Origin of the sequence: Jiangella aurantiaca (assembly GCF_004349105.1) — a bacterium.
Classification (GTDB): Bacteria; Actinomycetota; Actinomycetes; order Jiangellales; family Jiangellaceae; genus Jiangella; species Jiangella aurantiaca.
Genome location: NZ_SMLB01000021.1, coordinates 24467 through 50082 on the forward strand (window position 1 = coordinate 24467; position 25616 = coordinate 50082).

Here is a 25616-nt window from a genome sequence, read left to right on the forward strand (position 1 = left end):
CTATCCGCCGTCTCGGAGGTCCCCGCGATGAGAGCGTTGCTGTCCGGATCGGCCGTCCTCGTGCTCGCCCTCGCCACCGCGGCTGCCGCGCCGCCCGCCGGTGCGTCCGGTGACGCCACAGACGCGCCGCCGCCGGGAGAGGTCACCTCGCTCGGCACACCGTTGCAGGACGTGCTGCTGATCGGCGGCACGCTGGCTCCAGGCCCGGACGGCACGCCGGTGCTGTGGGGCGCGTCATCCGGCGCGCCGGCGCACCTCAACGCCGTCGACCCCGCGACCGGAGAGGCGGTGGCCCGGTTCGACCTGCCCGGCGCGGGCGGGTCCTGGGCGGTCGACGCCGGGCAGGACGGCTCCGTGTACGTGGGCACCTACGGCGCGCCGGGCCTCTACCGCTGGACCGCGGCGGGCGGCGTCGAGGCGCTCGGCAACCCGATCGCCGGCGAGACCTTCGTCTGGGACGTGTCGGTCGCCGACGACGGCCAGGTCTACGGCGGCACGTCGCCCGGCGGGAAGCTGTTCGGCTTCGATCCGGCGACCGGCGCGTTCCGCGACTTCGGCCGGCTCTCCCCCATCCACGCCTACGTGCGCAGCGTCGCGGTGCACGGCGACACGATCTTCGCCGGCACCGAGAACCCGGCCGCGGTGTTCGCCGTCGACCGCGTGACCGGCGCCAGCACCGCGCTGCCGCTGCCCGACGGCCTGAACGTCTCGACCGCCTGGGCGTACGACGTCGACGTCGTCGGCGACTACCTGTACGTCCGCTTCGGGACCGCGTCGCCGAGCCCGCTCTACGTCTGGGACATCGCCGCCGGTCAGTGGGTCGACCACATCGACACCGCGCACGGACTGGAGCCGTCGCCGCCTGACGAGGAGGGCCGCGTCTACCTGATCGTGGCCGGCGAGCTGGTCCGCTACGACCCGCGTGACGGCAGCATGGTGGGCACCGACATGCCGTTCACCGGCCGGGTGGCCAACACCCGCGGCATCGGCTGGGCCGAGCTGGGGCTGCCGGACTACCCCGGACGCAGCATCGTCGGCCTGCTCTGGCGGGGGATGATGTTCCGCTACAACCCGACCACCGGAGCGCGCTCGTTCGTCCAGACCACCATCGAGGGCGAGCCGATCGACATCACCGCTCTCAGCGAGGGCCCCGACGGGCGCGTGTACGCCGGCGGGTTCCTCAACGGCGGCTTCGCGGCGGTCGATCCTTCGACGGGCGTGCGCGAGGAGTTCCACACCTTCTCGCAGAGCGAGGCGATGACCCAGCACGCCGGGCGGCTGTACGTCGGCGCCTACCCGGACGCGCGGGTGTACTCCTACGATCCGGCGCTGCCGTGGCACAGCCCGGAGTACTCGCCCTCGCCGGAGCCTGGCGCCGTCGACAACCCGCGGCGGCTGTTCGACTTCAAGGCCGACCGGCAGATCCGGCCCCGGGCGCTGGCGTCGGCCGGCGACCACCTCGCCGTCGGCACCATGCCCGACCTCGGCGAGCTGGGCGGCGTGTTCGCGCTGTACGACGCGGCCGGCGGCCAGCTGGTGCATGCGGAGCGGGACCTGATCGACGACGAGAGCATCATCGCGCTCGCCTACCGCGACGGCGTCGTCTACGGCGCGACCAGCATCTACGGCGGACAGAGCGCCACGCCGCCGACCCAGCCGGAGGCGACCGTCTTCGCCTGGTCGGTGGCCGAGCGGCGGCTGCTCTGGGAGCTGCACCCGGTGCCCGGCAAGCCGTCCATCCCGGCGCTGGCATTCGACGACGCCGGCCGGCTGTGGGGCCTCTCGGGGACCGATCTGTTCGCCGTCGACCTCAGCGCCGCGAGCGTGGTGGAGCGGGTGAGCCTGGGGTCGAGCGGCAGCAGCTCCGGCGACCTCGTGTTCAGCGCCGTCGACGGCCTGCTCTACGCGTCGCCCGCCGGTGCCCGCCTGGTCCGGGTGGATCCGTCGACCCTGGCCGTCGAGCAGCTGTGGACCGGGTCGGCGTCCCACCTCGCCGCGCACAGCGACGGCGACGTGTACGTCGCGTCCGGCGACGAGCTGCTGCGGTTCACGCCACGCTGCACGACGACGATCACAGGCACGCACCGCGGCGACCTGACGGCGTCGACCGGCACGCTGTGCCTCGACGGCGCGACGGTGCTCGGCTCGGTCACCGTCACCGATGGCGCCGGCCTGCGCGTCGGCGGCGGCTCGGTCTTCGGGTCGGTGACGGCCGACGGCGCGTCGCCGGTGGTGATCGACGGCGTGACGGTGCGCGGGGCGGTGACGCTGGTGAACGGCCCGGCGCCGGCCGCGGTCGTGTCCGGTTCGACGATCTTCGGCTCGCTCGACTGCTCGGGCAATGCCGAGCCGCCGACCGACGACGGCGTCCCGAACCGGGTTCGCGGCGCGCGGACGGGGCAGTGTGCGACGCTGTGACCCCTGACTGGGCCTGAAGCGGCGGAAGGAGCGGCGGCATGCGCGTCCTGGTCATCGGCGGTGCCGGCATGGTCGGCAGCAACGTGGTCCCGCACCTGGCGGAGCGGCACACCGTCCGGGTGCTCGACCCGCGGCCGGTCGACGTCGATGGCGTGGAATCCGTGCTGGGTGACGCCCGCTCCCCTGACGACGTCAAGGCGGCGCTGGACGGCGTCGACGGCGTCGTGCACATGGCCGCCGCCGTCCCGCGCGTCCTCGGCTACGACCCGGTCGCGAACGGGCTGGCGTTCGAGGTGAACGTGGGCTCGCTGCATCTGGCGATGTCGCTGGCGGCGGCCGCGGGGGCGCGGGCGTTCGTGCACATCAGCACCATGTCGGTGTTCGAGGCGTACGCGACGCGGCCGGTCGACCCCACGGCCGCGCCGGACGCCATCGCTCCGTACGGGCTGACCAAGCGGCTCGGCGAGCAGGTCGTGGCGGCGCTGTCCCCGGCGCTGGAGCTGCCGGCCTGCTCGCTTCGGCTGATCTTCCCGACGCCCGACGCCGACTGGCCGCAGTGGCGTTCGCCCGAGGGCCTGCCGCCGCGCTCGATGCGGATGCGCGACGGCAGCGGCGCCCCGATCCCGGCACTGGCCGCGGCGGACCTCGCGGCCGCGATCGACCGGGCGCTGGAGTGGGCCGGGCCGTACCGGCCGTTCACGGTGACCGCCGACATCGCCGGCGTCTCCGTCGTGCCCGACGACACCCGCGCCGTGTTGGAGTGGGAGCCGGCTCGGATCCTGGCTGACTGACTCTTGTGATCATCAACCTTCTGTGTCGCGATAGCACCACAGGAGGTTGATGATCACGGCGATCCACAGGTTGCGGTGCGACGGTGTGAGTTGCTGTCGTCGGGTGGGCCCCACGATCATTCCGGCGTCGGGCCAGGCGTGTACTCGCTTCCCCGGGAATGCATGCCATCTGGTGAAGCGGTAGGACCCCCGAGGACGGCTGGGCGGCATCGTGACCCGTGCGGGCGACACATCACTCACGTGAGGACCGTAGCGGAGACGCGATCGCACTGTATGCGGTCCTCAGGCGAGTGAGGTGTCCGTGTGCTCGGTGACGACAACGCGTCACCGAGCTGGACCGGTGATCATGCTGGGGTGGGCAGGCGGAAGACGTCGACGGCGTTGCGCCACATGACCAGCTCCTTCTCCGCCGCACTGAGCTCGGCGGCCCGGATCGCGCCCAGCGTGACCGCCGGGTGGATGAGGGTGGCGTCGCTGCCGAACATCAGCCGCTCCGGCCCGATCCGGTCCAGCACCCAGCGGATCCGGCCGGGCGCCGGCGTGGACCAGCACGGCTCGAACCAGAGCCGGTCGGTTCGCTCGGCCGCCGACGGCACCAGCGGCCAGGACGGGCCGCCGAGGTGCGCGGCGACCACGCGCGTACCGTCGACCTGAGCGACGACGTCGGCCAGGCCGACGATCTCCTCACCCCAGGTGTGCACCAGCACCGGCAGATCATGCGCGGCCAGCAACGCAAGCGCTTCGGCCATCGCCGCCGACCCGCCGGGCGAGCCCGCATAGTGCGTATGGATCTTCGCGCCCACGAACAGCCCGGTCGGCAGCAGCTCCGACAGCTGCGACTCGGCCAGGGACAACTCCCGCGGGTCGACGACCAGCAAGCCGCGCAGCCGCGGCTGCGCCCGCAGGACCGGCAGCAGCGCCGGGTTCCCACTCAGCGGGTCGTAGACCACGGCCTCGACGGCGGACACGAGCTGCACGTCGATCCCGCACTCGTCCATCACCCGCAGGTTGGCCGCCGCGTCGGCGACGTCGGTGCTGAAGAACCACGGGCCCCAGTGGCCGTGCACGTCGACGATCACGCCGTCACCCCCAGCAGCCGGCGCAGGTTCCCGCCCACCACCAGCGCACGCTCCGACTCCGTCAGCCCGGCCGCGGCCAGCCGATCCACCACGGCCGCCGCCTCGAACCAGCCGGGCCGGCTGCCGAACACCAGCCGCTCCGCCCCGACCGACGACACCACGACCTCCCAGCCGTCGACGTCGCCGAGCAGCCGGGTCGACGTGTGAAAGCCGGGCTCGTCGCGGGCCAGCAGCACGAAGTCCCCCAGGTGGTAGAAGTGCGCGTCGACGAAGACGACCACCGCACCCAGCCCGGCCAGCGCGGGCCCGACGACCCGGACGTCGCCCTCGGCCAGCAGCACCAGCCCGGCCGACGCCGCCGCCCGGGCCACCGCGCGCAGGCCGGGCGCCGTCGCCGGAACACCCTGCCGGTCCGGCGCGATCCGCACGGCCCGCACGCCCAGCGCCGAAGCCCGCGACACCTCCGCCAGCGCGGTCAGTGGGTCGCGCAGGTCCACCCCGGCCGCCGCCCACCAGCCGTGCAGCGCCGCGACCTCACGGGCCTCGTCGTTGCCGCTCGGCGCGTCGAACAGGAGCGCCCGCAGCGACGTCACCAGCCCGCCGCCGATCCCCAGCCCGGCCAGCGAAGCGGCCAGCGCCGCGCCGTCCACTCGCGCCCCGCTCGCGATGTCCCGGCCGATCAGCAGGTCACAATCGAGGATCACGACGCCACCAGCGCGGTGTGCACCTTCGTGACGGCGGCGACGATGTCGTCGACGTCGTCCTCGGAGTAGTTCTCGTTCCACGGCACCACCACGAGCCGCCGGTAGACGAGGTCTTCGGCGACCGGGCAGAGCCCGTCCGGGTACTCGGCCCGGCCGCGCAGCGGGTAGCCGGACGAACCGTACGTCAGCGGCTGACGCAGCACCGGCTCGGCGTAGAGCGGCCGCGCGAGGTAGCCACCCAGCGCCGGGACGCCCTCGGCCGTCAGCGCCGCCGCGTACCGCCGCAGCCCGGCCTCGTCCAGGCCGTCGACCAGCAGCGGGAAGTACCAGTAGACGTGGTCGCCGTCGTCGGGCGGCAGGCCCAGCCCGGGCAGCCCGGCCACGCCGCCGGCGAACGCCGCCGCGCCGGCCCGCCGGCGAGCCACGACGGCGGGCAGCTTGCGCAACTGCTCGCGGGCGACCGCGCCGACCAACTCGGTCATCCGGTAGTTCAGCGCGAACGACAGGTAGGCGCGCTCGCCGGTCTCGCGCGGCCAGCCCTTGTCGGCGAACCGGCGCAGCCGCAGCGCCAACTCGGGGTCGTCGGTGGTGACCAGGCCGCCGTCGCCCGTGGTGATGTGCTTGTACTGCTGCAGGCTGAAGCAGCCCAGCTGGCCGACGGCACCGGCCAGCGGCCCGCCGGGACGCACCGGCGCGAGGTAGGCCTGGGCGCAGTCCTCGATCAGGAGGATGCCGGCGCGGTCGGTCAGCTCGCGCAGCCGCGCGACGGGTGCCGGCTTGCCGAACAGGTGGACGGCGACGACGGCGCGCGTGCGCGGGCCGATCAGGGCGGCGACGGCGTCCGGGTCGAGGTTGCCGGTTCCAGGTTCGACGTCGGCGAAGACCGGGACCGCGTTCTGCGCGATGATGGGCGTGACCGAGCCCATGTCGGAGATCGGCGGGACGATGATCTCGTCGCCGGGCTCCGGGTCGACGGCGGCGACCGCCAGGTGTACCGCGGCCGTGCCGCTGCTGCACGCCACCGCGTACCGGGCGCCGATGAGCGCGGCGAACTCCTCGGTCAGGGCCGCCACCTCGGTCCCCCACACGCTGGACAGCATGCCGCTGCGCAACACGCGCAGGACGGCGGCCTCCTCCTCCGGGCCGATGGTCCGCCCGCTCGCCTCCAAGGCCGACGGCAACGGCCGCCCGGCCCGTACTGGCGTCCCGCCGTGGATGGCCAGCGTCCGCACTGCCTCTCCTGCTTCCTCTCGGTTGACCGTCATCGTATCGGCCTGGCCCGAAATCTGGACCAAGTGGCTACAGTTGTCGCATGGACACCTCGATCGGCGTGGTCGGCCCGCACGACCTGGTCGACAGCGTCGCGACGGTCTGCGAAGAGCAGCCCGGGGTGCGGGTGCACCGGTTCGACTACGACCACGAGACCCAGGCCACCGCCATGGTGACCACCCACGCGTCGGGCGTCGACGCCTGGCTGTTCACCGGCATCGTGCCCTACACCATCGCGCACGACGCGCTGACGCGCCCGGCCGCGTTCGTCGACTACAGCGGGGCGACGCTGCTCGAGGCCCTGGTGCGGCTGCTGCGCGACGGCCACGACGTCACCCGGCTCTCGGTCGACACCCTCGACGCCGCACAGGTGCAGGGCACCCTGCGGGACGCCGGGGTGCCGGTCGACGACGTGCGCACGCTGCCCTACCGGCCGGGTGCCACTGCCGCCGACTTCGCCGCGTTCCACCGCCGGCACGCGGCCCGTCACGAGAACACCGTCGCCGTCACGTGCCTGGCATCGGTGCACGACGAGCTCAGCGGCGAGCTGCCGGTGTTCCGGCTGGCGCCGTCGCGGCAGTCGGTGCGTGCGGCGCTGCGCCAGCTGCTGCTGTCGGCGACCAGCCAGATCCAGGAGGACGCGCAGGTCGCGCTCGGCCTGGTCGAGATCTCCCCCACCTCTGAGCTGGAGGACTTGGCCCGCGAGGTCGGCCTGCTCGGCGGCTCGCTGTCGCAGTACTCCGAGACGCTGTCGCTGATCGTGACTACCCGCGGGCCGCTGCACGACGCCTCGCGCGGGTTCACCGCGCTGCCGTTGCTGCACCGTCTCGGGCAGCGCCACGACGTCGTGCGCATCGGGTTCGGCATCGGGCACAGCGGCGCCGAGGCCGAGCGGCTGGCCCGCCGGGCGCTGGCCCGGGCCCGCAGCCACGGCGACGTCGCCGCCGTGGTGTCGTCGCGCAACGACGTCGACATCCTGCTCGAGACGGTCGCGCCGGCCGAGGCGCCGAAGGCAGACCAGAGCCGGGCCGTCGTCGCCAGCCGGGTCGGCCTCTCGGTCGGCACCCTCGACCGCCTTCGCGAGATCACCTCCACCAGCGCCGACCGCCCGCTCACCACGCGCGACATCGCCGATGGGCTCGGCGTGCAGCTGCGGACGGCACGCCGCATCCTGCAGCGGCTGGAGCTCGCGGGGTGCGCGGAGCGGTCGGGCAGCCTGGAGTCCGGGACGATCGGGCGGCCATTGACGCTGTACCGCATCACCCTCTGAGCCAGCGGTCCAGCCGCTCGGCGATGAAGTCGTCGTCGCGCAGCTGTGGGTACGCGGCCCAGATGCGGTCGATCTCGGCCAGCTGGCCGGGCGAGAGCACCTCGTCCTCGTCCAGGCACCACAGTCCGGTCAGCAGGCCCTGGCGGCGCAGCACCTCGTGGATGCCGGGCACGCAGCCGTGGAACGCGTGCGCGGCGTCGAAGATCGCCGCGTTGGCGTCGGTGAGGACGGGGTTCAGCGCGAGCAGCTCGCGCAGCGCCACGTCGTCACCGGCCCGAGCCCGGCCGGCCGTGGCGAGGACATCCACCGCGCCGCGCACCCACACCGCCCACTGCCCGAGCAGGCCGCCGACCACCTCGACCCGCTGGCCGCCGACGTCGTACGTCGTGAGCAGGTCCATGACGATGTGGTCGTCGTTACCGGTGTACAGGGCGATGTCGCCGACCCGGCCGGATTCGGCGAGGCCGTGCACGACCTCCAGCGTCGCGTACCGGTCGAACGGCGCGATCTTGACGCCGGCGACCGCGGGCTGCTCGCCCAGCCGCCGCCAGAAGTCGCGGCCGAGCACCCGGCCCCCGACCGCGGGCTGCAGGTAGAAGCCGATGACCGGGATGACCTCGCCGACGGCGCGGGCGCGGTCGAGCAGCTCGTCCTCGGTGGCGCCGCCGGTGCCGTACGGCGTCAGCAGAGCGAGGTCGTAGCCCAGGTCGCGGGCCAGCTCGGCCTCCGTGACCGCCTGCTGGGTCGGCCCGACGATGCCGGCCACCAGCACGGGCGCGCGGTCCGGGTACTCGCCGGCGGTCTCGGCGGCCAGCTCCAGCACCGGGGCGAGCAGGCCCCGGCCGGGCTCGTGCACGGCGAACTGGGTGGTGTGCACGGCGACCGCCAGGCCGCTGGCGCCGGCCTCGACGTAGTACCGCGACAGCGCCCGCTGCCGCCGCTCGTCCAGCTTGCGGTCTTCGTCGATGGCGAGCGGGTGCGCCGGGATCACGCCGCCGGCGCGGAACCGGCGGAGGGGACCATCGGTCGTCGGCATCAGAACTTCCCGTCGCGTCGCTGGAACTTCGTCGGCTTGCCCAGGGTCGGCAGACCGGCCCGGATCCAGTGCGCCGTCGCTTCCACCAGCTCGGGCACGGTCACGTCCGGGTAGCCGAACAGCCCGTGGCAGCGCTGCGCGTTGGCCAGCAGCGCCGTCGGCGCCTCCTCGCCGGTGAACGTCACCGGCTTGTCCAGCGCCGCGGACAGGTCCGTCACCAGCCGGCGCACGCCCAGCGTCTCGGGGCCGGTGACGTTCAACAGCAGCGGCGGGGCGGACGCATGCAGCAGCGCCCGCAGCGTCACCTCGTTCGCGTAGCCCTGCCAGACCAGGTTGAGGCTGCCCATCGTGACGTCGACGGGCTCGCCCGCCTCGATCGCCTGCGCGAGGTCGACCAGCACGCCGTAGCGCATCTCCACCGCGTAGTTGAGCCGGATGATCGCCATCGGTGTGCCGTCGCGCTGCGACGCGGCCTGCAGCACCCGCTCGCGGCCGAGGCAGGACATCGCGTACTCCCCGATCGGCCCGGGCAGGGTGTCCTCGGTGGCGCCGCCGCTGCCGACGTCGACGAGCGGGTACACGTTGCCGGTCGAGAGCGCGCTGATGCGGCTGCCGGCGTAGCGCCGGGCGACGCGGCCGGGCAGGTAGACGTTGGTCTCCCAGGTTCCGGCCTGGTTGCCCTCGGTGCCGAACTTCGCGCCCACCAGGTACACGACGTTCGCGGCGTCGGGCAGCGCGGACAGGGCGTCGTCGTCGGCGACGTCGGCCGCCACGACCTCCGCGCCGGTCGCCTCCATGGCCTCGCGCGCGCCGGGCGCGCTGTACCGGGACACCGCGACGACGCGGGCACCGGTGCCGGCCGCCTCGATGCCCCGCACGGCCAGCCTGACCAGGCTCACGCCCAGCTTGCCGCTCGCACCGAGCACGACCAGGTCGCCGTCGAGCCGGCGCAGGTCCTCCACCAGCTCCGGCCGTGGCCGCGATAGTCGCTCGTCGAGCTCGTCGATGCTCCGCACGCGCACCCTCCATCATTCGGTACTTACGGTCCAGACCGTAATTTGCGAGACGTGAACATGTCAAGGGTGCTGGACGCGATGCTGTCAAGGCGCGCAATCCTGCCGTGAAGAGGCAGTAACGCGTGTGTGCCGGTCGTCGGGGTGGTGGCGTTCGCCGTCCTTCTTGCGTGGACGATCGTGCGTCACCTGCGATGCGGATACCTCACTCGCCTGAGGGCCGCACACCGTGGGCCCGGGTCCCCATAACGGCCCCGACGCGGGTGATGTGTCGCCCGCGCGAGTGCCGCCACGTTCACGGGCCGAGAGCTCGGCGCTTCCCGGCGGCGGTGTGAGGTCGCCGGCCCGCCGCGGCGTCCACGTGGTGAGATTTCGCCGCGATCCGGGGCACGTCACTACGTTTCCTGGAGCATCACCACGCCTGCAATCGTGTCGAGGCTCGGGTAATCCTGGTGATGCAGGGCCGAGCGGGACCGGGAGGCGACTACTCGGCGGCCAGACCGCCTCCGAAGACGATGGCGAACCCCACCGCGAAACCCGCGGCGGAATGGTCGAAGATCAGGGCCAGCACCAGGCCCAGTCCGAACGCGACCATGAACCTCTTTGCCAGCTTCTGACCCATCGCCACTCCCTGCAGTGGTGGGGACAACGCTGGTTCCATGATCGGCCCGACCGCCCCGTGCGGCGCAAGCGAAAGTCTCACATTGAGGGATGACGCCCGGAGGTTCGTCCGGGTGTGTCGCGGTACGTCACCTGCGCGGGAACGCCCGCCCGTCGCCGAAGACCCGCCCGACGGCGGTCACGACGTCGTCCGCGCCGTCCGGTCCGGCCATGAGCATGGGCTGGCGCAGCCAGAACACCGTCGCGGCGGCCGCCTCGGTGCCCGGGGCCGGCAGCGCTCGCGCCTGCCCCTGGAGCGCGGGCAGGGCGGCCAGCGGTGGATAGCCGTCGTCCACAGGGACGCCCTCGGCGGCCAGCGCCCGCGAGACCCAGGCGCGGTCCACGCCCGGCGCCGCCCGCAGCATCAGCAGGTGCCGCGAGTCAACGGTGGTGCCCGGCGGCTGCGGCACCACCTCGACCGGCCCGTCCGCCGCCGCCAGGCCGTCCGTCACCCGCCGCGCGAACGCGTCGCGGGCGCCGACCTCGTCGTCCAGGCGGTCCAGCCACGGCAGCAGCAGCGCCGCCTGCAGCTCCGTCATGCGCAGGTTCCAGCCGACCTCCGCGTGGTGGTACCAGGCGCCGTCGCGGACCCGGCCGACGTTGCAGGCCGACCAGGCGCGGGCGGCGAGGTCGTCGTCGTCGGTGACGATCAGGCCGCCCTCGCCGGCGGTCATCGCTTTGCTGGACTGGAAGCTGAACGTGCCGGCCGTCCCGTGCGCGCCGACCGGCCGGCCGCGGTAGGAGGCGCCGTGCGCCTGGGCGCTGTCCTCGACGACGGCCAGGCCGTGCTCGGCGGCGAGCGCGAGCAGCTCGTCCAGCGGGGCCGGGCTGCCGGCCAGGTGGACCGGCATGACGGCGCGCGTGCGCGGGCTCAGCGCCGGCCGGACGGTGTCCGCCGTCAGGTGCAGATGGACGGGGTCGACGTCGGCGACCACCGGCACCGCGCCGAGCAGCAGCACCGCCGTCGCGCACGCGACGAACGTGTACGCCGGGACCACCACCTCGTCGCCCGGCCGGACGCCTGCGGCGCGCAGCGCGATGAACAGCGCCAGCGTCCCGTTCGTCAGCACGATGCCGTGCTTCGCGCCATGCCGGTGGGCGAACTCCGTGGCCAGCCGCTCGCACAGCGGCCCGGACGTCGCGCCCCAGTGGCCGCTGTCGACCACCTCCGCCAGCAGTTTGCGCTGCGCCTCCGATGCGGGCGGTGGCCAGGCCGGCCAGGTGGCGCGGCGCGTGGGCTCGCCGCCGTCGATCGCGAGTGTCGTCATGGCGTCTCCTGCGAGGCGATGGTGAGGCGCCGGCCGAGCAGCCGGGCGGCGTTGCCGCCCAGGACGAGCGCGCGGTCGGCGTCGGACAGCCGGGCGTGCCGGACCTTGCCCAGGCCCAGCCGCGGGTCGAGGAAGCACGCGTCGGTGCCGAACAGCACGCGGTCGGCGCCCGCGACCGCGACCAGACGCTCCAGCCAGCGGGTGGTGAGCCGGGAGCCGCAGATCTCCAGGTACAGGTTGGGGTGTGCGGCGGCCAGCCGGGCCGCACGGTCGAAGCCGTCCTGCCAGAGGCCGGCGTGCCCGACCAGCACCGGCAGCGTCGAGTGCCGGCGGGCCACCTCCGCGAGGTCGCCGGGGTCGGAGTACGGCGATCGCGTCTGCCCGTGCGACAGCACCGGGACGCCGGCCGCGGCGGCCAGCTCGAGCAGCGGCTCGTACCGCGGGTCGGTGACGGCGCACTCGTGCGTGTCCGGGTGCAGCTTCAGGCCCCAGACGCCGGGCCGCTCCAGCTGGTCGCGCAGCGGCGCGACGGCGTCCGGCCGGTGCGGGTCGGCGACCAGCCAGACCCCGATGCGGCCCGGGTACCGCTCGGCCTCGGCCAGCGCCAGCTCGTTGCCCGCCGCGGCGTCCCGGCCGACGGCGACCAGGTGCGACACCCCGACGACGTCGATGCCGATCTCGGTGTTGACGTCCACCAGCCAGGTCGCGTCCGGCTCCGGCACGAAGAAATCGGCCCAGCCGCCCACGTGGCCGTGCGCGTCGATCACCGGGCCTCTGACATCAGTCGTTCGGCTCACTCGGGCGCCTCCCCCGCCCGCAGCGCCGCGAACGAGCCGGCCGCGATCAGCTCGACATCGGCGTCCGGCAGCCGCAGGTGGTCCAGCTGGAACCGCGGGCCGGCGTCGTCCCACACCGGCGCACCGGTGCCGAACACCAGCCGGTGCGCGCCGGCCTGCTTGGCCAGCCACTCGACGGCGCCGGCGGCGGCGAGCGTGCCGGTCTCGACGTAGACGCCCGGGTGGGCGCCCAGCAGCTCGGCCAGCTCGCGCAGGCACCGGTAGCCCGGCGAGAGCACCAGTACCCGCAGCTGCGGCACCGCAGTGGCCAGGGCACGGACGCGGTCCAGGCCGGCCTCGTGCGCGTCCAGCGCGAGTGGGATCGCGGCCGCGGCCAGCTCGTGCCACCAGCGCAACGCCACCGGCCCGGTGAGCGCGAACCGGTGCCGCACCGGGCACGCCCGCACCATCGCCGGCGCGGCGTCGACGACCGCGCCCGGATCGTCCGGCCAGCCGGCGCCGGGCACCGCGGGCAGGATCACCGGGACCGGGACCAGCCGCTCGTGTCCGGCCCCGGCCGTGTGCTCGTGCGCCGGATCGCCGTACAGCCCGTGGCTCGGCGTGACGGCGGCGCCGTCGATGCCGAAATGGTCCAGCTCCACGAGCAGCCCTGCAAGGTCGGCGGACGGCACGTGGTCGCCTGGCACCGGCCCGAGCACCCGGTGGGCGTCGAAGATCCGCACCGGCAGGTCAGCCCTTCAGCCCGGTGGTCGCGATGCTGTTCACCAGGTACCGCTGGAGGACGCCGAAGATGACCAGGCACGGGATCACGCTGATCGCCGCCGACGCCATGATCCGCGCCCGCGCCACCGTCTCGGCGTTCAGCGTCGACAGCCCGACCGTCAGCGTGCGCATGTCGTCGGTCTGCGCGATCACCAGCGGCCACAGGAAGTCGTTCCAGTGCCACAGGAACACGAAGATGCCCAGCGTGGCCAGCACCGGCTTCGTCAGGGGCAGGACCAGCCGCCAGAACACCGTCCACTCCCCCGCACCGTCGATCTTCGCCGCGTCGAACAGGTCGTCGGGCAGCCCCTTGATGAACTGGCGCATCAGGAACACGGCCTGCGAGTTCGCCAGCGTCGGGACGATCAGCCCCCAGAAGGTGTTCACACCCTCCATCTTCGACACCAGCACGAACATCGGGATCAGGGTGGCCTGGATCGGCACCATCAGCGTGGCGAGGAACGACCACATCAACGCGTTGCTGCCGGGGAACCGCTTGCGCGCGAACGCGTAGCCGGCCATCGCCGCCGTCAGCAGGATGACGACGACGGAGACGATCGAGTACACGAACGAGTTCAGCGTCCAGCGCAGGAACGACGACGCCGACAGCACCCCGGACAGGTTCTCGAACGTCACCTCGTCGGGCAGTTGGTCCGGGATCGTCTGGGCGCCTTCGGGGCTGAGCGCCAGCACGAACACCGCGAGGAACGGCAGCACGGTGAAGACCGACGCCAGGATCAGCAGGACGGTCAGCCAGATGTTCGCGCCGGACCACCGGCGGCGACGCCGGCCGGTGCCGGCCGGTCGCGTCTCCGCCGGAGCCGGCGGTGCGGTGAGCGTGGTCACGTGTTCTCCCGGTCCAGGACGTATCGCTGCACCAGGGAGATCACGAAGACGACGACGAACAGCATGACGCCGATGGTGGCGGCGTAGCCGAAGTCGAAGAACCGGAAGCCCTGGTCGTAGAGCATGTACACCAATCCGTACGACGCGCGGGCCGGGCCGCCGCCGGTCATGACGTAGATCGTGTCGAACACCTGGAACGCCGCGATCGTCTCGATGACGAGCACGAAGAAGATCACCGGGCGCAGCAGCGGCAGCGTGATGCGGCGGAACTTGGCCCACGCGCCGGCGCCGTCGAGCGTGGCCGCCTCCATGACGTCCTCGGGGATGTTCTTCAGCCCGGCCAGCAGGATGAGCATCGAGTACCCGAAGCTCTTCCACACCGACACCACGGCCAGCGAGCCCAGCACCATCGCCTGGTTGCCGGTGAGGAACGGCACCGGCCCGAGGCCGAGGCCGTCCAGCGCGCCGTTGATCAGGCCGTCGGACTGGTAGATCCAGATCCAGATGATGCCGGCCATGACGAACGAGGTGACGTACGGCAGGAACAGCAGCCCTCGGAAGAGCCCGCGGCCCCGCACGACGTGGTGCAGCAGGGTCGCCGTGCCGAGCGAGACCACCAGCGTCAGCGGCACGTAGATCACCGCGTAGAGCAGCGTGACGCGCAGGCTGTCGAAGAACAGGTCGTCGCTGATCAGACGGCTGTAGTTCTCCGCGCCGACGAACGAGAACTCCCCGCTCAGCCGGTAGTCGGTGAAGCTCATCCCGATCGCGCCGAGGCTCGGCACGAACCGGAAGATCACGAACAACACGAGCATGGGCAGGACGAACAGCAGGCCCCAGCCCGGGTCGCGGACGCGCTGCCGCCACGTCGGGCGAGGCACTGCCGTGCGTTCCAACGTCATACGGTTCTCCTCGCCCGCCGTGGGGCGTCAGCAGTGGTGGCGTCAGTCGTGGTGGCGTCAGCCGCCACGGGCGATCAGGTCGCGGGCCTCCGCGGCGGCGTCGGCCAGCGCGTCCTCGGGCGACTTCGACCCCTGCAGCGCAGCCTGGAGCTGTGCCGACAGTACCGCCATCACCTGACGCGCGGTCGGCGTCACCTCGCCCGGGCGGGCGAACTGGAGCGCGTCGTTGAGCGCCGTCAGGGCGTCGTCGCCGGTGGGCGCGTCGACGTCGGTGCGGGCCGGGAAGGTGCCGGCCGCGTCGTTCAGGCGGGCGTTGACCTCGGGTGAGGCGATGTACGACGCCACCTCGTAGGCCGCCTCGTCGTCCTCGCTGATGCTGGTCAGCGCAAGGACGCCGGGGATGCCGAAGCTCACCTGCTCCTCGCCGGTCAGCGGCTCCGCGACCACGACGTTCTCCGCGCCGACGGCGGTCCGCATGTGCTCGACGTCCGGCATGGTAATGGCGAAGGTCATGGCTGCCGCGCCCGTGGTCAGCGGCCCGCCGTCCACGGCATTCGTCTTCGTCGCCGCATCGGCCGGGAGCCCGCCCTGCGCCTGCAGGTCCAGCAGGAACTGCAACGCCGCCAGGCCCTCGGGCCCATCGAAGGCCACGTCGGAGCCGTCCTCGGTGAAGACCGAGCCGCCGGCCTGCCACAGCAACGGATAGAAGGTCAGGTTGAGCGTCGTCTCCGGCGAGCCGGAGTAGTCCATGACCGCGACGCCGTTCGCGGCCAGCGCCGGCGCGGCGGCCAGCACGTCCTCCCAGGTAGTCGGCGGCTCGGTGATGCCGGCGGTCTGGAACGCGGCCATGTTGTACGCCGTCGTGGTGCTCGTGTGGTAGATCGGCACGCCGTAGAGCTCATCCTCGAACGTCACGACGTCCAGCGCGCTCGGCAGGAACGCGTCGCGGTCCTCCTCGACGGCGCCGTCCACCGGCTTCAGCCCGCCGGTGACCTGGTACTGCAGCGTCTGGTCGGGGGTGAGTAGCACGAGGTCCGGACCCTGGCCGGACGCGATCGCCGTTGCGATCTTCTCGTCGCGGCCCTCCCACGGTTGTTGCTCGATGGTCAGGTCGATGTCCTCGTGCTCGGCCTCGAAGTCCGCCTCGACCTGGCCCCAGAACTCGATGCTGGCGTCCTGGTCCGGGATCACCGGGTACATCCACACCGTGACCTCGGCCGAGCCGCCGCCGGCCGTGTCGTCGTCCGAACCCCCGCATGCGGCGACGGTCAACAGCGCCGCCACCCCGACCGCCATACCTCGAACTCGCACCGGAAACCTCCTCGCCGAAGGGCCAGCAAATACCGGCCTGGGCCGAAACTATAGCGGACCATTGGAGACGGTCAAGACCGGTCGCCACCGCCCCGTGACTGCGCGGGCCGGCACCAGCCGATCGCCCTATTCGCGAAAGGCCAGCTCGCGCACGTGCACGCCGGTGACCTCAGCGTTGACACCCGAGCCGATGATCGACACTCCGCCTCGGCGGATCAGAGTGTCCGTGGCAGAGATCAGCAGGGTGCCGTCGAGCCAGAACTCGATCGTCGATCCGCGAGCGATCACCTCGACGGCCAGCGGGCCGCTCTTGGAGAAGTTCACCGGCCGCTCGGCTAGGACCACGGGGTCCGCCGTCGCCCGTGAGCTGCCGGCGAACCGCTCGATCCGGGCGACCCGGCCGGCACCGGTGTCGACCAGCACGCAGCGGTACCCGAGGGTGTCTTTCGTCGAGCGTACGGTGAGACCGACCTCCCCGGCACCGGACCAGTCGTCGGGTAGGAAGGCGGCCGAGGCGGCATAGTCCTCCCACATGACCGTGGTGGCCAGGTCCAGCTGACTGCGGGAGCGTCCCGACGACTCCATGCGCAGGTTCTCGGAGGTGTCGGCGAAATGGCCTCGGGACGCCGTCCACGCCGTCGGGTCCGTGAACTCCGTCACCGAGACGTCGTCGAACACGACGTTCGCCCGGTGCGCCTGCAGCCCGACACCTCCGGTCGGCAGATCGCTGTCGATCGCCGTGGCGACGAGTTCACCGTCGATCCAGAACTGGAGCAGGTCGCCGCTCGCCCTGACCCGCAGCTGATGTCGCTCGGCGGCATCGAGTGACAGTGGCACCGTGACGGCGGGACCACTCGTGAAGCCCTCGCGCCTGCCGTTGATGACCTTGAAGAGCTCCGCGGACGTCGTCCCGGAACTCCGGTAGATCCGAGCCATGTAGTAGGTGCGGGAGTCGTGCATCCTGAAGGCGATGCCGTACGCGTGGGTGGAGGATCCCGGCTGGCCCAGGCCGACCGTCGCCGCGACGTCCACGTCGTCGGCGAGGTACTCGGCGATCGCCATGCCCTCGACCTGCCTGGTGTCGGTCTGCCGGTACAAACCGTCGGCTGCGCCCCAGGTGCCCGCCAGGCCGCGCCAGTCGCCCGCACTGCCGTCGTCGAAGTCCCACACGGTGCTCGCGTCCACCCTGACGTTGTCGAACGACGCTTCGGTCCGGTGGGCGTAGAGCCCGACACCACCGGTCGTCAGCCGAGCATCGGTGGCCGCGGCGACGACGGTGCCGTCGACCGCGAGCTCGATCCGGTCGCCGCGGACGGTGCCGGTGAGGTGGTGCCGCTCGGTGAGGTCGATCGACACCGCGTCTGAGGCGAGGATGGTCACCTCCCCGTCGATCGACGCGGTGATCCTGGCGCGCACGAGGTCGTCTCGCAGGCGATGCAGCTCGAGCCGGTAATGGTTCTCCGGGTTCTGGTACCGCATCAGCAGGCCGAGCTCGTGAACGCCCTGTCCGGCCGCTCCGCGGGTCACGTCGGCACTGAGCGAGGCGTCGTCGAGGGACGCCGGCACGGCCGTCTGAGCCCGGACCGCGCGGCGGTCGGTCTGGCGGTAGACCTGGTCGCCCGTCGCGTCGTGGGTCACGGACCAGTCGCCGCGCCGGCCTTGCCAGTGCTCGGCGCCGCCGTCGGCGAATGTCCACTCGCGGACGCCGCCGTCGCGCACAGATCCGAACGGCTCGTCCAGGAGCGTGTCGGCGGGTGCCAGCACCGGTGCCGCGACGGTCACGGCGTCGCCGTCGCGGGTGAACTCGACGCCAGAGCCGTTGAGCACGACCTCGGTGACGCCGGGTGCGTGGACGGTCAGGTCGGCCTCGAACGGCTCGCCCGTGGACAGGACGAGGCGGCTGCCCGAGTACTCGAGCGAGAGGTCGTTCACCGGTGCGCTGGACGACACGACCGTCGTGGCGCCGTGGACGAGGGTCCTGCCGGCGGCGAGCGACAGTCGCGTGACGTCGCCCGCGCTGTCCGTCTCGACGTAGAACAGCCGCCCGTCGTACCGGTAGTCGCCGGCCGTCCGCGCGGCGGGGCCGGCCTCGTGCGACAGGTAGTAGACGCCGCTGACGCCGCCGGGAAGGTTCACCCGCATCGCGGTCGCGACGCTGGTCGGCACTGGCAACTCGATCCGGCTGGTGGAGACGTCCGGGGCGGCGCCCGCGTCGCCGGGGTACAGCACGGTGTCGAAGGTGGCGTCACCCGGCGTCGTCTGCGACATCGAGACGTAGTCGACGCCGCTGTGCAGGCGCCCGAACCCGTCCGCCACGTAGCCGTCCGGGTGAAGGTTCGTCGTGGTCCTTCCAGGATCGACCGGCGCGACCACTACTCCGGGCACGTCGGCGAACCCAGCTGCGACCGTCTCCGTCGCGGGGTCGATCGAGACCGGTGCGTCGGCAGGGAAGTGCCACAGCTGCCGATAGTCCTCCGGCTCCGGGCTGCCGGCGAGCACGTCGCTGACGATCCAGAAGCCCGGCTTCGGCGAGAACACGCTGCGCGAGTGCGTGATGGGCTCGTAGTCCTCGTGCTCGCCTTCGTAGAAGTCGAAGCCGTCGTTCGAGTACCACTGCAGCGAGCGTCGCGCGAGCGGGTTGCTCGCACTCGTCGGCGGCTGCGGCACGCCGCCGACCTCGACGGTGTTGTGTGCCTCGGTCGTGCGCCGCAGCCAGGTGTCCGCGGCAGCTGCCGATCCGTACACGCCCGGGTCGACCACCAAGGGCCGGCCGTAGGCGTAGGCCACCACTCCGAGGTCGTCCGGGTGCCGGTGGGACGCGGAGTAGTCGCTGTCCTGGTTGCCGACGAACATGTACTGGTCGTCGGTGTCCCAGCCGCTGCGCATGATCGCGTAGCTCTCCGGATAGAGCCGCGAACCCCACGATGGCTTGTGCCCGGAAGCGCCCCTCGTCGCGACCCACCTGATGTCGTCGCGTCCGAACTGATCGGCGAACGTCGCGAGGCCCTGGAAATCGAGCCGCGCGTTCGACGTGTCGCCGAACAGCGGGACCGTGAAATCGGGCATCGTCACCGCGGCCAGCGCCTCGGTCTGCAGGATCAAGTAGCTGAGCTCCTGGTCGGTGAACGGTGACTCCCCGTTGATCTGGCCCATCCGCTGCATCTCGGCCATGAGGTCGATGGCGTAGTTCTGGTAGTTGAGCGCCGGCTCGTAGCTCAACCCGTCGCTGCGCATGTTGCGGTCGACGTACCGGTCGGCCGCTGTCATGCCCTTGAAGCGCCAGGTCGGCGCGCCCTTGAACTCCGGGAGGTACATGCCGGCCAGGTAGATCGACCGCGCGAGGGAGATGTACCAGTTGTTCCCGTATCGAGTCTCGATGTTGAGCTGGATGTCATCCGCGGAGTGGCGTATGTAGTCGACGTACCTGACGAGGTCGCGCGCCGAGACGGCGGGACTGCTCTTGAACACCGAGAACGCGTCCAGCCAGTACCGCAGCCGGATCCCCTCGGTGAGCAGGGTGTGCGGCGCGGCACCGATCGGCGCGTCGCTCATGTCCGCGATGAAGTCCTGGGCCACTTGCATCCAGGCGACGGCCAGGTCGTCGCGTCGCGGGTCGTCGGCCGGGAGCGCGAGGTACGCCCGGATCAGCTCGTCGTAGAACGTGAAGCGATGCATCAGCGACGGCGCGTCGACCGGTGCGTTCTCGTAGTCGCTCCACGTATCGCCCCAGTCGACGTCGATCCTGCCCGCGGCGTCGTCGTAGTAGTCGCGCACCATGCCGCCCGCGAATTCGAAGCGGCCCGCGGCGAGGTCGGTCGCCTTCGGGATCGCGCTGGCGTCACCTTGCAGCGGCAGGTGGACCGGGGTCTCCCGCGCGGCATAGAAATCCCGCAGTGCCTCGTCCGCGCCCGCGAAGTCGCCCTCGTCCACCTCGGCCTTCACGGCCGCGAGCCCCGGTCTGGTCAGGTCGAGCTCGGCGTAGAAGGCGGCGTCTACGAGGCCGTCTGCGGGCTGAGCCGCGAACAAGGCCGCCGTCAGGGTGGCGGATACGGTGACACCGCCCAGCCGTCGAAATCGTCGCGCTCTGCGTTCGCCTACCAGCCGCATCCGCACTCCTCAGGGCCGTGCCTGCCTGACGTCTGCGCGCCAACCTAGCGAGACGGCGGTAATTACGTCCAGGGCCGCAATTGGGAGTTCGCACGATCGGTGCGCTCCCACCCGGGCCGGCCGTTCTCCGCAGGCGCTGGGAGCCGACCGCGCAGTCGGGCGTCGGTCTCTCGATGAGGCCTTGCGAGCAATCGACATCGGCAGCCCGGCGTGTGCCCGCGCTTCCAACAACATCGTCCGAGCACACCCACAATTACGGTCTTGACCGAATATGCCCAGCTCGTTACGCTGCGGCAAGTTCAGTTCGAGGAGGCCGTATGCCCCGCCCATCCCTGCTCGCGACGTTCGTGCTCGTCGTTTCCCTGCTGGCATCGTTGTCTGCGGACGCGTCAACGCCGGCGGCCGGCGATATGGCCTGGACCGCAAGGCCGTTGGGGCCGGCCAGCGTGGCGACACCGACGGGCTCGGGCGGGTTCATCGGCGACGTGTTGTGGTTCTCGACCCGGCAGACCACCCCGCCGACGCTGATCGGGCTCGACCCGGCCACCGGCCGGGCCGTCGACCAGATTCCGCTGCCGGCCGGGCAGGGCGCATGGGTCAGCGCCGCGTCCGGTACCGACGTGTACGTCGGCACCTACACACCGGCCAAGCTCTACCGCGTCGACACCGTGAGCGGTGCGGTCGACGAGATCCTCACCGCCGGAGATTCCGGTGCGGTCATCTACGCCCTGGCGGTGGCACCGGACGGCGTGGTGTACGCCGGGACGTACGAGTCGTCCGGCGGGCGGATCTTCGCCTACGACCCGGCCACCGGAGCGGTCACCGACCTGGGGGTGACCGTGCCGGGGCAGGACTACGTGCGGGCACTCGTGGCCGATGAACGGCACGTCTACGCCGGTATCGGTGCGGCCGCGTCACTCGTGCGCATCGACCGGGCCACACTCGAGTTCACCGACGTCACTCCCCCGGACCTGGCGGGCGCCACCTTCGTGTCGTCCCTGGCCCTGCACGACGGTGTGCTCCTCGGCGGCGTGTCGCCGCGCGGCCAGCTGCTCGCGCTGGACACGGCGGATCCATCCCGGTATGAGCTGGTCCAGGCACCGGCGGAGACGTTCGTCGTCGCCGTTGCCGGTGGCGAGGCGGGCCGCGCGTACTTCGCCGCGCGCCCGTCGGGGACGCTGTACGGCTACGACCTGTGGTCGGGAACCGCCGAGGTACTGGCCGTACCAGCGCCGGAGAAGGCGGCCAACGGCCTCACCTTTCACGACGGCCGGGTCTGGGGCCTGGTCGACGGCCTCGCCTACAGCTACGACCCGGCCGACGGCAGCGTCACCGGCCTGCCGCTGGACGCGGCCGGCGTCAGCCCGAACCCGGAACGGCCGATGGCTCTGGCCGCCGACGCCGAGCACGTCTACGTGTCCGGCTCCGGCGGAGTCCAGATCCATGACATCGCCCGCGGCACCAGCAGCCGGGTCTTCGTCCCGGGCGAGGCGAAGTCACTGTGGCCCACCGGTGACACCGTCTATCTGTCGGTCTACACCAGGGCGCTGATCTACGAGCTGCCGCGGGTGTCCGGGCCGGTGAGGTCCCTGGCGGACATCGGACACGAGCAGACCCGGCCCCGCGACTCCTTCTTCGACGAGCCCACCGGCCGCCTCTACGTCGCCACCGAACCCGACTACGGACGCTACGGCGGCGCCTTGGCCGTCTACGACACCGGAGCCGGCGAACTGGACGTGTACCGCGACATCGTGAAGGCGCAGACGATCTCCGCGGTCACGGCCGACGGCGACACCGTCTACATCGGCAGCGACATCAAGAGCGGCCTGGGCACGCCCCCCGTCGCCACGCGGGCCGAGGTGGCCGCCGTCGACGCAGGCACCGGCACGGTGCGCTGGTCGGTCGACGCGCCCGCCGGCGCCACCGTCATCGGCGATCTCCAGCTGATCGGCGGCGAGCTGGTGGGCATCACCTCGACCGGCCTGCTCTTCGGACTCGATCAGGCGTCCGGTGACCTGCGCTGGGAGCACGGGTTGGGGGCGAACGCGTCGGTTCTGACGCCGTCGGCCACCGGCGTCTACACGACCGATGGCAAGTCGATCTTCCGCCTGACTTGGCCGGAGCCGGGCGTGCCGGTCGTCTCGACCGTCTACACCGGTCTCGCCGGCGAGTGGGCGGGGCCGCCCACGGTCGCCGCGACACCGGATGGCACGGCGCTGTTCGCCGTGCAGGGCCGCACCCTCGTGCGCCTCGACGTCCCCGGCGAGCTGTTCGCCGCGGTGTCCGCGTCGGCAGCGTCGTCGTGGGTGGGCGACCCGGACCGGTCCCGGGTGTGGCAGGCGTTCGTCACCGTCAGTGTGCTGGATGGACATGGGTCGCCGCTGGCCGGCGCTCGGGTCTCGACGGCGTGGCGGTCCGACAGCGGCCGGCCGCCCGGCGCTGCCACAACGTGCGTGACGGGCGGCGACGGCAGCTGCGTCCTGCGCGGCACGGTCGCCGACACTGCCGCTGTCACCGTCGACGTCACCGGCGTCGCGCACCCGTCGCTTCCGCGGGGCGAGGTCGAGGTATCCGAGAGCGTCACCGTCGCCGCACCGGAGAGGACCTTCCGATGACCGAGCTCAGCCGCCGCACGTTTCTCTCCGCGGTCGCCGCGGCCGGTGCCCTGCCCGTCGTACCGGGAGTTGTGGGCACTGCTGCCGCTGCGGGTGCGCCGGCGCCGGAGCTGTTCGGGCCGGCCGCTCTGACGGCGGCGATCGTCGGGATGGCGGTCGACGGCGACACCGGCTACGCGGTGACCCGGGGCCAGACCCCGCCCAAGGTCGTCACCGTCGATCTGCCGAGCCGGTCGGTCACCAGGATCGACCGACTCCAGCGCGGCGACGGCGGCTGGGCGTGCACGGTGTCCGGCGGGCACGTGTACGTCGGCACCTATCCGACCCCCGACCTCTACCGGTACGACCCGGCCGGCGGCGGAGTCGAGCGCCTGGGCACCATCGGGCCGAGCGGCGGCTTCGTCTGGTGCTTGGCCACCGCACCGGATGGCGCGGTGTACGCGGGCACGTCGCCGCGGTGTGAGCTGTGGGAGTTCCGGCCGGACACGGGGGTGCTGCGCAACCTCGGCCGAGTCGCCACGGATGCTGCATACGCCCGTGTGGTAGCCGCCGACGAAACCTCGGTCTACGTGGGCACCACGCCGGTCCGGCACGTCGTCGCCGTCGACCGAGCCACCGGGGCGATGCGCGACATCTATCCGGCGGAGCTCGACCGGGCCGGGTCGATCGACGCGATAGTGGCCACCGGCGGCCGGGTGATCGCCTCCACCGGCGGCCGACTGCTCGACCTGGCACCGGACGGCTCCGATCACGCGGTGGCCACCGCGCCCGACGGCCCTGGCATGATCGACGCGCTGACGGTGACGCCGTCGGGCGAGCTACTCGCGGCCGCCCGCGGGACCGGAGCGCTGTACCGGCGGGTGGGCGACATGCTGGAGCGGGTCGGCGCCGCCAACGCCGGTGACGAGACCCGGGGCATCTGGCTGCGTGACGGATCGGTGCTGCTGGGTGCCGGCGGCAGCGGCCTGCTGTGGTTCCACGACCTCGTCACCGGCGACACCGGGACGGTCGACCTCACCGACACCGACGTCGCCGGGCCCGATCTCGTCCAGTCGATCGCCTACGACGGCAGCGCCGTGAACGTGGGCGGGCACTTCTACCTGACCGTGCACCGTCCGTGGGACGGCGTCGAGCCGCATCGGATCCGGGTGGCCGGCGAGGTCAAGGCGATGAAGCCGCACGATGGGCGAGTGCTGGCCGCCTTGTATCCGAGCGGCGAGCTGATCAGCATCGACCCGGCGACCGATGGCGTCTCGTCGATGGGCCTCATCGGGCACAACCAGCAGCGGCCCTGGGAGCTGGCCATGGACGCCGAGCGTGGGCTCCTGCTCGTGGCGACGGCACCGTCGTACGGCCGTCTTGACGGCGCGCTCACCGTGGTGGACCTCGCGACCGGAGCGATGGACGTGTACGTCGGCGTGCTGCCCGAGCAGAGCGTCATGTCGGTCACCGTGCACGACGGCGTCGCCTACCTGGCCGGCGACACCTGGGGCAGCGGCGGAGCCACCCCCACCCGGAAGGTGGCGCAGGTGGCGGCGTTCGACCTGGACACCCGGGCCGTCCTCTGGCGGACCGAGCCGCTGGCCGGGCAGGCCAGCCTCCAGCACGTCGAGGTGTACGACGGTTTCCTGTACGGCGTGTACAAGCGGGTGAGCGGCACCTGGTTCGCGATGGACCTGGCCACACGCACCGTCGTCCGTCAGGGGAAGCTCAGCGGGTACGGCGAGATCTGTGTGCACAACGACCAGGTCTTCGCGGAGACCAACTTCGGCGACTACATCTACCGGCTGCGGTCCGACCACGACGCCGAGCAACTGGCCGGCCCGATCGCCACCAGCTGGTTCACCGTCCCGCAGCTGGCGTTCGAGCGCGGCTGGACGGCGTGGGGCGTGGCGGGCCGCCAGCTCGCCCGCTTCGACCTGCATCCGCGGCATCGGCGGTGAGGTCGCGGGCGAGCGCCAGCCAAGTCGACGTCGGAACCGTCTCCGCGGCGGCGGGCGGGTCGATCCCCGTCGACGTGAGCAGCCGGTGGGCGCGCTTCTTCGGCACGTGCGCAGCGAGCACGTCCCGAGCGGCCCGGTGCGGCTGCCGGTAGGCGTCCTGCAACAGCCTCCGGGCCAGGCGGGCCTGCGGCCGGGACACGTCCGTGCGGCGGCGGACCACCAGGTGAGCGGAGTCGACCGACGGCGCCGGCCGGAAGCTGCCCGGCCGGACCCGGCCGGCAATGCTCAACTCGAACCGGGCCTGCCACCACGCGACCTCCAGGTCGCGCGGGCGGCTGTCCGTCATCCGCTTGGCGAACCCCCACTCGACCAGCAGGTCCGCCTGCTGGACGGACGTCGCCTCGGGGTCGAGCAGCCGGCGCAGCAGCGCCGTCGAGATCGCGTACGGGATGTTCGCGACCACAGCGTACGGACGGTGCGGCAGCATGACGGTGCGCGCGTCGGCCTCGACCACCCGGACGCCGTCGTCGCCGTCGAAGCGCCGCCGCAGCTTCGCGACGAACCGCGGGTCCCGCTCGACGGCGATGACGCGAGCGCCCGTCTCGGCGAGCGGGGCGGTCAGCGCGCCGAGCCCGGCGCCCAGCTCGACGACGAGGTCGCCCGGCCCGGCACCGGACGAACGGACCATGCGGGCGCTGACGGACGGGTCGCGGAGCAGGTGGATGCCGGCGTGGTTCGGTGCGCTGTTGCTCGCGGGGCGGTTCGTACGGGAGTGAGTACGGGAGTGGGTGCGGGCATGCCGTGGCATGGGCCATCACGACCAAT

Annotated in this window: 19 protein-coding genes; 5 read left to right on the plus strand and 14 right to left on the minus strand. The window is 72.3% G+C overall.

What is annotated here, in order from left to right; genetic code table 11:
- Window positions 1–27 precede the first annotated feature (27 nt).
- Together E1262_RS16085 and E1262_RS16090 are read left to right on the plus strand one after the other, a co-directional pair.
- On the plus strand, window positions 28–2418 hold the full coding sequence (locus E1262_RS16085; protein ID WP_132104161.1) for a ligand-binding sensor domain-containing protein: 2391 nt from the start codon (window positions 28–30) through the stop codon (window positions 2416–2418).
- A 38-nt stretch (window positions 2419–2456) separates the two neighbouring features.
- The gene (locus E1262_RS16090) at window positions 2457–3209 is read left to right on the plus strand and encodes an NAD-dependent epimerase/dehydratase family protein (protein ID WP_132104162.1); all 753 of its coding nucleotides are present in this window, start codon (window positions 2457–2459) and stop codon (window positions 3207–3209) included.
- Window positions 3210–3553: 344 nt separating this feature from the next.
- On the opposite strand, the gene E1262_RS16095 is transcribed toward E1262_RS16090, so the two are convergent.
- From E1262_RS16095 to E1262_RS16105, 3 genes are read right to left on the minus strand one after another with little or no spacing between them, the layout of a single operon-like run.
- Entirely contained in the window at window positions 3554–4288 is a 735-nt protein-coding gene (locus E1262_RS16095) for an amidohydrolase family protein (RefSeq protein WP_132104163.1), read from the minus strand.
- On the minus strand, window positions 4285–4992 hold the full coding sequence (locus tag E1262_RS16100; RefSeq protein WP_132104164.1) for an amidohydrolase family protein: 708 nt from the start codon (window positions 4990–4992) through the stop codon (window positions 4285–4287). The genes E1262_RS16095 and E1262_RS16100 overlap by 4 nt, the downstream gene beginning before the upstream one ends.
- Window positions 4989–6257 (minus strand): DegT/DnrJ/EryC1/StrS family aminotransferase, encoded by a 1269-nt coding sequence (locus E1262_RS16105; RefSeq protein WP_132104165.1) that lies wholly within the window; start codon window positions 6255–6257, stop codon window positions 4989–4991. Before E1262_RS16105 ends, E1262_RS16100 begins: the two co-directional genes overlap by 4 nt.
- Window positions 6258–6304: 47 nt before the next feature.
- On the opposite strand from E1262_RS16105, the gene E1262_RS16110 reads away from it, so the two are divergent.
- Entirely contained in the window at window positions 6305–7531 is a 1227-nt protein-coding gene (locus E1262_RS16110; RefSeq protein ID WP_132104166.1) for a response regulator, read from the plus strand.
- Here the strand turns inward: E1262_RS16110 and E1262_RS16115 are convergent.
- The 10 genes from E1262_RS16115 to E1262_RS16155 form a co-directional block, all read right to left on the minus strand.
- Window positions 7521–8567: a dihydrodipicolinate synthase family protein gene (locus E1262_RS16115; RefSeq protein ID WP_132104167.1), complete on the minus strand. Its 1047-nt coding sequence runs from the start codon at window positions 8565–8567 to the stop codon at window positions 7521–7523. The genes E1262_RS16110 and E1262_RS16115 overlap by 11 nt on opposite strands.
- The gene (locus E1262_RS16120) at window positions 8567–9583 is read right to left on the minus strand and encodes an NAD-dependent epimerase/dehydratase family protein (RefSeq protein ID WP_132104168.1); all 1017 of its coding nucleotides are present in this window, start codon (window positions 9581–9583) and stop codon (window positions 8567–8569) included. Before E1262_RS16120 ends, E1262_RS16115 begins: the two co-directional genes overlap by 1 nt.
- Before the next feature lie 481 nt (window positions 9584–10064).
- Window positions 10065–10202: a hypothetical protein gene (locus E1262_RS30370; protein WP_158602927.1), complete on the minus strand. Its 138-nt coding sequence runs from the start codon at window positions 10200–10202 to the stop codon at window positions 10065–10067.
- A 127-nt stretch (window positions 10203–10329) separates the two neighbouring features.
- Entirely contained in the window at window positions 10330–11508 is a 1179-nt protein-coding gene (locus E1262_RS16125; protein ID WP_132104169.1) for a DegT/DnrJ/EryC1/StrS family aminotransferase, read from the minus strand.
- Window positions 11505–12305: an amidohydrolase family protein gene (locus tag E1262_RS16130; protein WP_132104170.1), complete on the minus strand. Its 801-nt coding sequence runs from the start codon at window positions 12303–12305 to the stop codon at window positions 11505–11507. The genes E1262_RS16125 and E1262_RS16130 overlap by 4 nt, the downstream gene beginning before the upstream one ends.
- The gene (locus E1262_RS16135; protein ID WP_132104171.1) at window positions 12302–13027 is read right to left on the minus strand and encodes an amidohydrolase family protein; all 726 of its coding nucleotides are present in this window, start codon (window positions 13025–13027) and stop codon (window positions 12302–12304) included. The genes E1262_RS16130 and E1262_RS16135 overlap by 4 nt, the downstream gene beginning before the upstream one ends.
- 7 nt (window positions 13028–13034) lie before the next feature.
- Window positions 13035–13913 (minus strand): carbohydrate ABC transporter permease, encoded by an 879-nt coding sequence (locus E1262_RS16140; protein ID WP_203453924.1) that lies wholly within the window; start codon window positions 13911–13913, stop codon window positions 13035–13037.
- On the minus strand, window positions 13910–14815 hold the full coding sequence (locus E1262_RS16145) for a carbohydrate ABC transporter permease (protein ID WP_132104172.1): 906 nt from the start codon (window positions 14813–14815) through the stop codon (window positions 13910–13912). Before E1262_RS16145 ends, E1262_RS16140 begins: the two co-directional genes overlap by 4 nt.
- 57 nt (window positions 14816–14872) lie before the next feature.
- On the minus strand, window positions 14873–16126 hold the full coding sequence (locus E1262_RS16150; RefSeq protein ID WP_203453925.1) for an ABC transporter substrate-binding protein: 1254 nt from the start codon (window positions 16124–16126) through the stop codon (window positions 14873–14875).
- A gap of 126 nt (window positions 16127–16252) precedes the next feature.
- A complete protein-coding gene (locus tag E1262_RS16155) occupies window positions 16253–20233 on the minus strand; it encodes a heparinase II/III family protein (protein WP_132104173.1) in 3981 nt (1326 codons plus the stop codon).
- A gap of 446 nt (window positions 20234–20679) precedes the next feature.
- Here E1262_RS16155 and E1262_RS16160 point away from each other — a divergent pair, with 446 nt between their 5' ends.
- Both E1262_RS16160 and E1262_RS30375 read left to right on the plus strand, forming a co-directional pair.
- Complete coding sequence (locus E1262_RS16160) at window positions 20680–22848, plus strand: outer membrane protein assembly factor BamB family protein (RefSeq protein WP_162605941.1); 2169 nt, start codon at window positions 20680–20682, stop codon at window positions 22846–22848.
- Window positions 22845–24791 carry a PQQ-like beta-propeller repeat protein gene (locus E1262_RS30375; protein ID WP_162605942.1) on the plus strand — a complete coding sequence of 649 codons (1947 nt, stop codon included), beginning with the start codon at window positions 22845–22847 and terminating at the stop codon, window positions 24789–24791. The genes E1262_RS16160 and E1262_RS30375 overlap by 4 nt, the downstream gene beginning before the upstream one ends.
- Here E1262_RS30375 and E1262_RS16165 read toward each other — a convergent pair.
- The gene (locus E1262_RS16165; protein ID WP_132104175.1) at window positions 24691–25599 is read right to left on the minus strand and encodes a ribosomal RNA small subunit methyltransferase A; all 909 of its coding nucleotides are present in this window, start codon (window positions 25597–25599) and stop codon (window positions 24691–24693) included. The two genes, E1262_RS30375 and E1262_RS16165, sit on opposite strands and share 101 nt — an antisense overlap.
- Window positions 25600–25616: the final 17 nt, after the last annotated feature.